The following is an 11,782-nucleotide window of genomic DNA, read 5'->3' as shown; positions in this document are numbered from 1 at the left end:
AAGGATAAACTATAAGTACAACACGACTTTATAGAGATTTAAAAAAGATCGAATGGGATAAAACACAAGGAAAAATTACTTTTTGTTTGGCTAATATTTCTACTACTCTAAAAGCCAAAGATACAGTAGGGTTTGTTTTGCAAGAATGGCTTAAAGATTTTATGTTGCAGGTTGGCTATCAATTTGAAGAACCAAAAAATTCACAAAGTTTTCCTGATTTTTTATTGTTTAATCAAGAATTACAAATTTGGGAGTTTTTAGAAATCAAGGCTTTTCAATACGAAAAAAACCCTGCATTTGATATTGCAAATTTTGAGTCTTATTGTGATAGATTGTTAGAAAATCCACAAATTTTAAACACTTTTTACTTGATTTTTGCCTATAAGATGCAAGAAAATGGGGATATTCTAATTAAAGAAATTTATTTGCATAAAATTTATGAAATTGCAGGGCGTTCATCTTATTATCCTTTAAAAGTGCAAGTAAAAAGAGGAATGATTTATAATATACGCCCTAATAGTGCTTTTAAAACCAATAAGGCTTTTGCTTTTCAAAATACACATGAATTTATACAAGCTATTCATGACACTTTAAAACTTTATAAAGGGGAAGAAAAAGCTTTAAAGTGGCATAAAACTTTACTAGAAAAATGTAACACTATATTCTTTGGTTAAAAAGATCAAGGTAACTTAACTGGATTTTTTCATGTGAGTTTTAGAAAAACTATCTATTGTTTTTTAAAGCCTTAAAAATATTTTTTATGATTGTGGGAAAATTACCGCGCGCGTTATAGCGAGCAGTTTCATTTGGATTTAATGGATAGCTTGAGCCATTATGGATCCGTTAGGGGGTTGAATTTGAATGGCATTTGCTCTATGACAAATATTCCTGGTAAATTTGATGTGAGCGGGGATTTAGTGCATGCGATTTATTACAACCCTAATTTAAGCCAAAAGGAGAAAAAAGAGATTATTGATAGCTATTGCCAAAGCGATGTGCTTAACACTTACTGGCTTTTTTTAAAATACGAAGTGCTGAAAGGGGCTTTAAATAAGGAGCAATACCTTGGGCTATTGAATGATTTTTTAGCCAAATTCCCTAAGGAAAAATCCTATTCAAGCGTTTTTATTAACGCTTTAGAGAAAGAGATTAGGGAGTTTATTTAAAATTCTATTAAAACCCTGAAACTAGGTAAAGACTGATTAGAAAGAAATTTTTTAAAGCGTTAGAGAAACATGAGCCTAAAGCGCGTATCTGCTTGATTTTAGATCCCCACTTGAAGCTATATTATGCAATAACCATTGAACGATAAGAATAATATTTTTGTGAAAAAAATAAACGGATCGCCCTCAATCCAAAACAAAATCTAAAACAAAATCAAACCTATTAGGACGCCCATTATCTAAAAGTGATACTATGATTCGGATAAATCAACTTAAAGGCAAAGAAGACATGAATGAAGTGGTTGTAGTGGCGGCAAAACGAAGCGCTGTGGGGAGTTTTTTAGGCTCTCTAAAGAGCGTGGGCGCTAGAGAAATGGGTGTTTGCGTGCTTAAAGACGCTTTGAATGCGAGTTCTCTTAAGCCTAGCGATGTGGATTCCGTCATTTTAGGCAATGTTTTAGGCGCTGGTTTAGGTCAAAATATCGCCAGGCAGATCCAACTAGACGCTGGCATCCCTAATGACAAAAACGCTTTTAGCGTCAATATGGTTTGCGGATCGTCTATGAAAGCTATCCAGTTAGCGCATGACAGCATCATGCTTGGTCGCGATGAGGTGGTGGTGTGCGGTGGCGTGGAAAACATGAGCAAAGCACCCTATTTGTCGTTTGACATGCGAGAGGGGAAAAGAATGGGGAATGCGAACATGATAGACTCCATGATCCATGACGGATTGTGGGATGCGTTCAATGATTACCACATGGGGATCACCGCTGATAATGTCGCTCAAGCATACCACATCAGCCGAGAAGAACAAGATAATTTCGCACTCCAATCGCAACTCAAAGCAAGAGCCGCCATTAATGCAAAGAAATTCCAAGAAGAAATCACGCCCATTGAAATAGCGAATAAAAAAGGCGTGGTGGTTTTTAAAGAAGACGAATACCCTAGAGACACGACACTAGAATCCCTTGCAAAGCTCAAACCCGCTTTTAAAAAAGACGGATCGGTAACGGCAGGAAATTCATCAGGGATCAATGATGGCGCGAGTGTTATCATTTTATGCAGCGCTAAAAAAGCACAAACATTGGGGTTAAAAGCCATGGCCACTATCAAGGGGTTTGGTTTGGGTGGTTGCAGTCCGGATATAATGGGTATATGCCCTAGCATCGCTATTAAAAACAACCTTAAAAATGTCAAAATGAATCTCAACGACATCAATCTTTTTGAACTCAATGAAGCCTTCGCCGCGCAAAGTATCGCCGTGTTAAAAGAGCTTGAATTAAACCCCAATATCGTGAATGTGAATGGAGGCGCGATAGCCATTGGCCACCCTATTGGCGCGAGCGGCGCTAGGATATTGGTTACTCTCTTACACGAGATGAAGCGTAGCGGTCATGGCGTGGGTTGCGCGTCATTGTGTGTGGGCGGCGGACAAGGTCTTTCTGTGGTAGTTGAACAAAAATAAGGAGAATGAGATGAATAAGGTTATAACTAATTTAGATAAAGCATTGAGCGGGTTAAAAGATGGGGACACTATTTTAGTGGGCGGTTTTGGGCTGTGCGGGATACCCGAATACGCCATTGATTACATTTATAAGAAAGGCATCAAGGATTTGGTTGTCGTGAGCAATAATTGCGGCGTTGATGACTTTGGGCTTGGCATTCTTTTAGAAAAAAAGCAGATCAAAAAGATTATCGCTTCGTATGTGGGAGAAAATAAGATTTTTGAATCGCAAATGCTGAACGGAGAGATTGAAGTCGTTTTGACACCGCAAGGCACGCTCGCTGAAAACTTGCGCGCTGGAGGGGCTGGGATACCCGCTTACTACACCCCAACCGGAGTTGGGACTTTGATCGCTCAAGGCAAGGAATCACGGGAATTTAACGGCAAGGAGTATATTTTAGAAAGAGCGATAACAGGCGATTATGGGCTTATTAAAGCCTATAAAAGCGATACTTTAGGGAATTTGGTGTTTAGAAAAACGGCTAGAAATTTCAACCCCTTGTGCGCGATGGCGTCAAAAATATGCGTCGCTGAAGTGGAAGAAATTGTCCCGGCCGGGGAATTAGACCCAGATGAAATACACTTGCCAGGAATCTATGTGCAGCACATCTATAAGGGCGAGAAATTTGAAAAACGGATAGAAAAAACCACCACAAGGAGCGCGAAATGAGAGAGGCTATCATTAAAAGAGCGGCAAAGGAATTAAAAGAGGGCATGTATGTGAATTTAGGGATAGGCTTGCCCACGCTGGTGGCTAATGAAGTGAGCGGGATGAATATCGTTTTCCAGAGCGAGAACGGGCTATTAGGGATTGGCGCTTACCCTTTAGAAGGGGGCGTTGATGCGGATCTCATCAATGCAGGAAAGGAAACCATAACCGTGGTGCCGGGCGCTTCGTTTTTCAATAGCGCGGATTCGTTTGCGATGATTCGTGGGGGGCATATTGATTTAGCGATTTTAGGAGGGATGGAAGTCTCACAAAATGGGGATTTGGCTAATTGGATGATCCCTAAAAAGCTCATAAAGGGCATGGGAGGGGCCATGGATTTGGTGCATGGCGCTAAAAAAGTGATTGTGATCATGGAGCATTGCAACAAATACGGGGAGTCTAAAGTGAAAAAAGAATGCTTATTGCCTTTAACGGGAAAAGGCGTGGTGCATCAATTGATAACGGATTTAGCGGTGTTTGAGTTTTCCAATAACGCCATGAAATTAGTGGAATTGCAAGAGGGGGTCAGCCTTGATCAAGTGAGAGAAAAAACAGAAGCTGAATTTGAAGTGCACTTATAGCTTATAAAAGGGGGTGTTTATGTTTTTATTAAGGCATTTGACTTCAGCGTGCGTGTTTTTGGCGTCTAAATGTTTGCCGGACTCCTTTGTCTTGGTCGCTCTTTTATCGTTTGTCGTGTTTGTTCTTGTTTATTGCTTGACAGGGCAAGATGCTTCGTCTGTCATTTCTAGTTGGGGGAATGGCGCTTGGACGCTTTTAGGTTTTTCTATGCAAATGGCTCTTATCTTGGTGTTGGGTCAGGCTTTGGCTAGCGCTAAATTAGTCCAAAAACTTTTAAAATATCTAGCGTTTTTACCTAAAGGGTATTATACGGCTTTATGGTTGGTTACTTTTTTATCGTTAATCGCTAATTGGATCAACTGGGGGTTTGGCTTGGTGATTAGTGCGATTTTTGCAAAAGAGATCGCCAAAAAGGTTAAAGGGGTGGATTACAGGCTGCTTATTGCTAGCGCTTATTCGGGTTTTGTCATCTGGCATGGGGGTTTATCAGGCTCTATCCCTTTAAGCGTTGCCACCCAAAATGAAAATCTATCCAAAATAAGCGCTGGGGTGATTGAAAAAGCTATTCCTATCAGTCAGACGATTTTTTCTGCCTATAATTTAATCATTATAGGGATCATTCTTGTAGGGTTACCCTTTTTAATGGCAGTAATCCATCCTAAAAAAGAAGAAATTGTTGAGATTGATTCAAAGCTTTTAAAAGACGAATACAAAGAGATTGAACTCATTGACCACCAACAAGACAAAACGATCGCGCATTTTTTGGAAAACAGCGCTTTGCTTTCTTATCTTTTGGTTTTTTTGGGTTTTGGGTATCTGGGTGTTTATTTTTTTAAAGGGGGAGGGATTAGTTTAAACATTGTCAATACGATTTTCCTTTTTTTAGGGATTTTGCTGCATAAAACCCCTTTAGCTTATGTGAAAGCGATCGATCGTTCCGCTAGGAGCGTGGCTGGGATTTTATTGCAATTCCCTTTTTATGCTGGGATTATGGGGATGATGGCAAGCCATAGCGTGGGGGGTCATTCTTTAGCGCAAATGCTTTCTTTAGCCTTCACGCACATCGCTAATGAAAAAACTTTCGCGCTCATGACTTTTTTGAGCGCAGGGGTTGTCAATATTTTTATTCCATCAGGCGGAGGGCAATGGGCGATTCAAGCTCCTATCATGCTCCCAGCTGGCCAAAGCTTGGGGGTGGATCCGGGCGTGGTTTCTATGGCTATCGCTTGGGGAGACGCTTGGACGAACATGATACAGCCTTTTTGGGCTTTGCCCGCTTTAGCCATTGCAGGTTTGGGTGCTAAAGATATTATGGGTTATTGCGTTTTGACTTTAATTTTTGTAGGCTTAGTCGTGTGTGGGGTGTTTTATTTTTTAGTGTGAGTTTTTTATGCCTAAAACCACGCTCTTTTCAATGGGTAAAGTTTTCTCTTTTTACCCTTTAAACGCTCTTGTAATTAAGCCTTATTTCGTTACAATAACCCCCATAATAACCTAAGGAAGTGTTTTGTTTTTCAAATTTATTTTATGTTTATCATTAGGAACGTTTGCATGGGCAAAAGAGGATATTCCTACCCCATTAACGCCCTCTAAACGCTATTCTATCAATTTGATGACTGAAAATGATGGTTATATCAACCCTTACATTGATGAGTATTACACGGCAGGCAATCAAATAGGCTTTTCTACTAAAGAATTTGACTTTTCTAAAAATAAAGCGATGAAATGGTCTTCGTATTTGGGGTTTTTCAATAAAAGCCCCAGGGTTACTCGTTTTGGCATTTCTCTCGCCCAAGACATGTATACCCCTTCGCTTAAAAACAGAAAACTGGTGCATTTGCATGACAACCACCCTTATGGGGGTATTTGAGGGTGAATTTGAACGTGTATAACCGCCATCAAACTTTCATGGAATTATTCACGATTTCTTTAGGCACGACAGGGCAAGATTCTTTGGCCGCTCAAACACAGCGTCTCATTCATAAATGGGGTCATGACCCCCAATTTTATGGCTGGAACACGCAGCTCAAAAACGAATTTATTTTTGAATTGCACTACCAATTGCTCAAAAAAGTCCCCCTTTTAAAGACTCGTTTTTTTTCTATGGAGTTGATGCCTGGGTTTAATGTGGAATTGGGTAATGCGAGGGATTATTTCCAACTCGGCTCTCTCTTTAGGGCTGGGTATAACTTGGACGCTGATTATGGGGTCAATAAGGTCAATACCGCTTTTGATGGGGGCATGCCTTATAGCGATAAGTTTTCCATCTATTTTTTTGTAGGGGCTTTTGGGCGCTTCCAACCCCTTAACATCTTCATTCAAGGCAACAGCCCTGAGACTAGAGGGATTGCTAATTTGGAATACTTTGTTTATGCCAGTGAAATAGGAGCGGCTATGATGTGGCGTAGCTTTAGGGTGGCTTTTACGATCACTGATATTAGTAAAACTTTCCAATCCCAACCTAAGCACCATCAAATCGGCACTTTAGAATTGAATTTCGCCTTTTGATTTAATATCAGTTTAATGTTTTTCTGCCTATATGATATTTATATGATATTTTTGGGTAATTTAAGATGAATATCAGTAGCATTTTGAATGAATTTGTTACTACTTTTCACTTTATTACACCAAATTTTCCCTTATTGCAAACAACTTTGAAATAAACGATTTCCATTTAAAAATCAGCCCTACAATTTGAACAGGTTACCTTGATAGGTTACCTCGAGCAACACTTTAATACTAAGGAGTCTAAAAAATGAAAGACGCAAAAGTTCAGGTGATGGGTATTGATGCCGGTGGCACCATGACGGACACGTTTTTTGTGAAAGAAAATGGCAGTTTCGTAGTTGGTAAAGCCCAAAGCAACCCAGAAGATGAGAGCTTAGCTATTTATAATAGCTCGCAAGACGCTTTATCGCACTGGAAATCGGATGTGGATAAGGTTTATCCAGAGTTGATCACTTGCGTGTATTCAGGCACGGCGATGCTCAATCGGGTCGTCCAAAGGCGTGGGATGGAAGTGGGCCTAATTTGCAATAAGGGTTTTGAGCAAATGCATTCTATGGGCAGAGCGTTGCAATCCTACTTGGGGTATGCTCTAGAAGAAAGGTTGCATATCAACACGCACAAGTATGATGATCCGCTGATTCCTTTAAAAAGGATTAGAGGCGTTACAGAAAGAACCGATGTCAAGGGGCAAGTGGTTATCCCAGTGCGCGAAGAAGAGGTTAAAGTTGCTGTTAAGGAGCTTTTAGACGCAGGTGCAAAGGCCATTGTGATTTGCTTGTTGCAATCTCATAAAAACGCTGAAAGCGAGCGGATCGTTAGAGATATAGCGTTAAAAGAGATTGAAAAATTGGGTAAAAATATTCCCGTATTCGCTTCGGTGGATTACTACCCTCAAAGAAAAGAAAGCCACAGAATGAACACCACTATCTTAGAAGCTTATGCGGCTGAGCCAAGCAGACAAACTCTCTCTAAAGTCAGCAACCGCTTCAAAGAGCATGGCGCTAAATTTGATCTTCGTGTGATGGCAACGCATGGAGGCACCATTAGTTGGAAAGCTAAAGAGCTTGCCAGAACGATCGTGAGCGGTCCTATTGGAGGCGTGATTGGATCTAAATTGCTAGGCGAAACGCTTGGTTATGACAATATTGCATGCAGCGATATTGGTGGCACGAGCTTTGATATGGCGCTTATCGTTAAGAGCAATTTCAACATCGCTTCTGACCCTGATATGGCGCGCCTTGTTTTATCTCTACCGCTTGTGGCTATGGATTCTGTTGGTGCAGGTGCGGGGAGTTTTGTGCGCATTGATCCACACAGCCGATCTGTCAAACTAGGGCCTGACAGCGCGGGGTATAGGGTTGGCACTTGTTGGAAAGACAGCGGATTAGACACGGTTTCAGTAACCGATTGCCATATTGTTTTAGGCTATTTGAATCCGGATAATTTCTTAGGCGGTTTGATCAAATTAGATGTGGATAGGGCTAAAAAACACATTAAAGAACAAATCGCTGATCCGCTAGGCATTAGCGTAGAAGATGCGGCTGCGGGTGTGATTGAGTTGCTTGATTTGGAGCTTAAAGAATACTTGCGATCCAATATTAGCGCTAAAGGGTATAGCCCGTCTGATTTTGTGTGCTTTTCATATGGTGGTGCGGGGCCTGTGCATACCTATGGCTATACAGAAGGCTTAGGGTTTAAGGATGTGGTAGTGCCTGCGTGGGCGGCTGGATTTAGCGCTTTTGGTTGCGCTTGTGCTGATTTTGAATACAGATACGACAAGAGCGTGGATATTGCCATACCGCAGTATTCTTCAGACAAGTCAAAAGTAGAAGCATGCAAAATCATTCAAGACGCATGGGATGAATTGACCCTCAAAGTGATTGAAGAGTTCAAAATCAATGGATTTTCTCAAAAAGATGTGATCTTAAGACCTGGATACAGGATGCAGTATATGGGGCAATTGAATGATTTAGAGATCACTTCTCCTGTGTCAAAAGCTGCAAGCGTGGCTGATTGGGAAGAGATTGTCAAAGAATATGAAAAAACCTACGCTCGTGTTTATTCTGAATCAGCGTGTTCTCCAGAGCTTGGTTTTAGCGTGACCGGCGTGATCATGCGTGGTGTTGTGGCTACGCAAAAACCTGTGATTCCGGTTGAAAAAGAGCATGGCGCTACGCCCCCAAAAGAAGCCAAAATAGGCGTTAGAAAATTCTATCGGCATAAAAAATGGGTGGATGCAGATGTGTGGCAAATGGAAAAATTACTGCCTGGAAATGAAGTCGTAGGGCCTGCGATCGTGGAATCAGATGCGACCACTTTCGTGATACCCAAAGGCTTTGCGACAAAACTAGACAAACACCGATTGTTCCACTTGAAAGAAATTAAATAAAGGAGTTCAAAATGGCAAATTTATTGAAAAACGGCAAAACTTTAAAACAAGCTAGAGATGAAATCCTAGCCAGGACAGAAAAGACAGGGCATTATAATGGCCTTAAAAAACTAGAGTTTAAAGAAAGAGATCCGATCGGTTATGAGAAGATGTTCTCTAAATTAAGAGGCGGTATCGTGCATGCCAGAGAAACAGCTAAAAGGATTGCGGCAAGCCCTATTGTTGAGCAAGAGGGGGAATTGTGCTTCACGCTTTATAACGCTGTGGGCGATAGCGTGCTGACTTCTACGGGTATCATTATCCATGTAGGCACTATGGGATCAGCTATCAAATACATGGTAGAGAATAATTGGGAAGACAACCCAGGCATCAATGACAAGGATATTTTCACCAATAACGACTGCGCGATTGGGAATGTGCACCCATGCGATATTATGACTCTTGTGCCTATTTTCCACGATGAAAAATTGATTGGGTGGGTAGGCGGCGTTACGCATGTGATTGATACCGGTTCGGTTACTCCAGGATCAATGAGCACTGGACAGGTTCAAAGATTTGGGGATGGATACATGATCACTTGCCGCAAGACAGGAGCGAACGATGAAAGCTTTAAAGATTGGCTGCATGAATCTCAAAGATCGGTTCGCACGCCTAAATATTGGATTCTAGATGAAAGGACTAGGATTGCAGGATGCCATATGATTAGGGATTTAGTGATGGAAGTCATTAAAGAAGACGGCATTGATTCTTACATGCGATTCATTGATGAGGTGATTGAAGAGGGCAGAAGAGGCCTTATTTCTAGGATCAAATCCATGACCATACCAGGCAAGTATAGAAAGGTAGCGTTTGTGGATGTGCCTTATGCACATAAAGATATTGGCGTGTGCTCTGAATTTGCTAAGCTAGACACAATCATGCACTCTCCTGTGGAAATCACTATCAATAAAGACGCTACATGGAAATTAGATTTTGAAGGTGCGTCCAGGTGGGGATGGCACTCTTTTAATTGCAACCAAGTGTCTTTCACTAGCGGTATTTGGGTGATGATGACTCAAACGCTGATACCCACTTCTCGCATCAATGATGGCGCTTATTTCGCTACGCAGTTCAGACTCAAAAAAGGGACTTGGATGAATCCAGATGACAGGCGCACCGGGCATGCTTATGCGTGGCATTTCTTGGTATCAGGCTGGAGCGCTTTGTGGAGAGGCTTATCTCAAGCGTATTACAGCCGAGGGTATTTAGAAGAGGTCAATTCCGGAAACGCTAACACTTCCAATTGGTTGCAAGGCGGTGGTATCAACCAGGATGGAGAAATCCATGCAGTGAATAGCTTTGAGACGAGTTCTTGTGGGACTGGAGCTTGCGCGATAAAAGACGGCTTGAATCACGCAGCGGCTATTTGGAATCCAGAAGGCGATATGGGCGATGTTGAAATTTGGGAAATGGCAGAGCCTCTTCTTTATCTAGGCAGGAATGTCAAAGCCAATACCGGTGGGTATGGAAAATATCGAGGCGGTAACGGGTTTGAAACCTTAAGAATGGTGTGGGGTGCGCATGATTGGACCATGTTCTTTATGGGTAATGGCTATATGAATAGCGATTGGGGTATGATGGGGGGCTATCCAGCGGCCAGTGGTTATAGGTTTGAAGCGCACAACACCGATTTAGAAAACAGGATTAAAAATAACGCCAGCTTGCCTTTGGGAGGCGATTTTAACCCAACTGATAGAGATTATGAAAAGCACATTTCTCATGCATCTCAAGTTAAAAGGGATAAGCAATGCATCACCACCGAGAACTGCTTTGACAATTATGATTTGTATTTGAATTACATCAAAGGCGGTCCTGGATTTGGCGATCCGATTGAAAGGGATTTGAATGCGATTTTAGAAGATCTCAACAGCAAACAGCTATTGCCAGAATACGCTTACAAGGTTTATGGTGCGGTGGTGAGTCAAAATAAAGACGGCATTTGGGTCGGCGATGAAGCCAAAACGAAAGCCAGAAGAAAAGAAATTCTTGAAAACAGAAAGGCTAGATCCATCCCTGTAAAAGAATGGATGGAGCAAGAAAGAAACGCTATCCTTGAAAAAGAGGCTTCCAAACAGGTTAAGCACATGTATGCGACTAGCTTTGATCTCTCACCCAAGTTTTTAAGCGATTTTAAAACATTCTGGAACTTGCCAAAGAGCTGGAGCATGAAAGAAGATGAGCTTGGCGTATTCACCTATGGATCTAAATACAGGATGGATTTGAGCAAATTGCCTGATGTGCGCACAGTTCTGTTGGTTGATGAGAAATAAAGAAAGGAGAATGGTCATGTCAAAATACACACAAGAACAAATTAAAAATTTGGTAGAGGGGAACTTGGATTGGAACACTGTCTTAAAAATGCTTAGCATGCCTAAAGATCATGAAAGGTTCCAAATGTATTTGAAGGTGTTGCAAGATAAGGTAGATTTTGATGACAAAATCGTCTTACCCTTGGGGCCGCATTTGTTTGTGGTGCAAGATCCTCAAAAGAAGTGGGTGATTAAGTGTTCATGCGGCCATGCGTTTTGCACTCCAGAGGAGAATTGGAAATTGCATGCAAACATCTATGTGCGCGATACAGCAGAAAAAATGGAAGAGGTGTATCCTAAACTCTTAGCCAGTGATACTCACTGGCAAGTGTATCGGGAGTATATTTGCCCGGATTGCGGCATCCTTTTAGATGTTGAAGCCCCAACTCCTTGGTATCCTGTGATCCATGATTTTGAGCCTGATATAGAGGTGTTTTATAAAGATTGGCTAGGCATACAGCCCCCAGAAAGACGCTAAAATCGCTCAATCCTTTTTTATGAAGAGGCTTTATGCCTCTTTGACGCATTAAAAAACTTGGGTTAATTCAACTCAAGCGAATTTTTCTTCAATCCCAACAA

At 41.4% G+C, this 11,782-nt stretch carries 8 protein-coding genes and 2 pseudogenes; all 10 read left to right on the top strand.

Annotated features, from left to right (window positions below):
• The first annotated feature begins 11 nt into the window (after positions 1-11).
• A complete protein-coding gene (locus tag D2C78_05775; GenBank protein ID QEF35423.1) occupies positions 12-674 on the top strand; it encodes an NgoBV family restriction endonuclease in 663 nt (220 codons plus the stop codon).
• A gap of 93 nt (positions 675-767) precedes the next feature.
• A pseudogene (locus D2C78_05770) lies at positions 768-1,166 on the top strand (3'-5' exonuclease).
• Between the two features lie 286 nt (positions 1,167-1,452).
• Complete coding sequence (locus D2C78_05765) at positions 1,453-2,628, top strand: acetyl-CoA C-acetyltransferase (GenBank protein ID QEF35825.1); 1,176 nt, start codon at positions 1,453-1,455, stop codon at positions 2,626-2,628.
• A gap of 10 nt (positions 2,629-2,638) precedes the next feature.
• Positions 2,639-3,337: a CoA transferase subunit A gene (locus tag D2C78_05760; protein ID QEF35422.1), complete on the top strand. Its 699-nt coding sequence runs from the start codon at positions 2,639-2,641 to the stop codon at positions 3,335-3,337.
• Entirely contained in the window at positions 3,334-3,957 is a 624-nt protein-coding gene (locus D2C78_05755; protein QEF35421.1) for a CoA transferase subunit B, read from the top strand. Before D2C78_05760 ends, D2C78_05755 begins: the two co-directional genes overlap by 4 nt.
• 19 nt (positions 3,958-3,976) lie before the next feature.
• Positions 3,977-5,341 carry a TIGR00366 family protein gene (locus tag D2C78_05750; GenBank protein ID QEF35420.1) on the top strand — a complete coding sequence of 455 codons (1,365 nt, stop codon included), beginning with the start codon at positions 3,977-3,979 and terminating at the stop codon, positions 5,339-5,341.
• Between the two features lie 124 nt (positions 5,342-5,465).
• Positions 5,466-6,466, top strand: a pseudogene (locus tag D2C78_05745) (lipid A deacylase LpxR family protein).
• A 247-nt stretch (positions 6,467-6,713) separates the two neighbouring features.
• Positions 6,714-8,855: a hydantoinase/oxoprolinase family protein gene (locus D2C78_05740; protein QEF35419.1), complete on the top strand. Its 2,142-nt coding sequence runs from the start codon at positions 6,714-6,716 to the stop codon at positions 8,853-8,855.
• 11 nt (positions 8,856-8,866) lie between these two features.
• Positions 8,867-11,164, top strand: coding sequence for an acetone carboxylase subunit alpha (locus D2C78_05735; protein ID QEF35418.1), 2,298 nt, complete (start codon positions 8,867-8,869; stop codon positions 11,162-11,164).
• A gap of 10 nt (positions 11,165-11,174) precedes the next feature.
• Complete coding sequence (locus D2C78_05730; protein QEF35417.1) at positions 11,175-11,681, top strand: acetone carboxylase subunit gamma; 507 nt, start codon at positions 11,175-11,177, stop codon at positions 11,679-11,681.
• The last annotated feature ends 101 nt before the right edge of the window (positions 11,682-11,782 follow it).

It is taken from the genome of Helicobacter pylori, assembly GCA_008032935.1.
In the GTDB taxonomy this organism is placed as follows: domain Bacteria; phylum Campylobacterota; class Campylobacteria; order Campylobacterales; family Helicobacteraceae; genus Helicobacter; species Helicobacter pylori_CX.
This window is presented reverse-complemented; position numbering and strand designations above follow the sequence as displayed.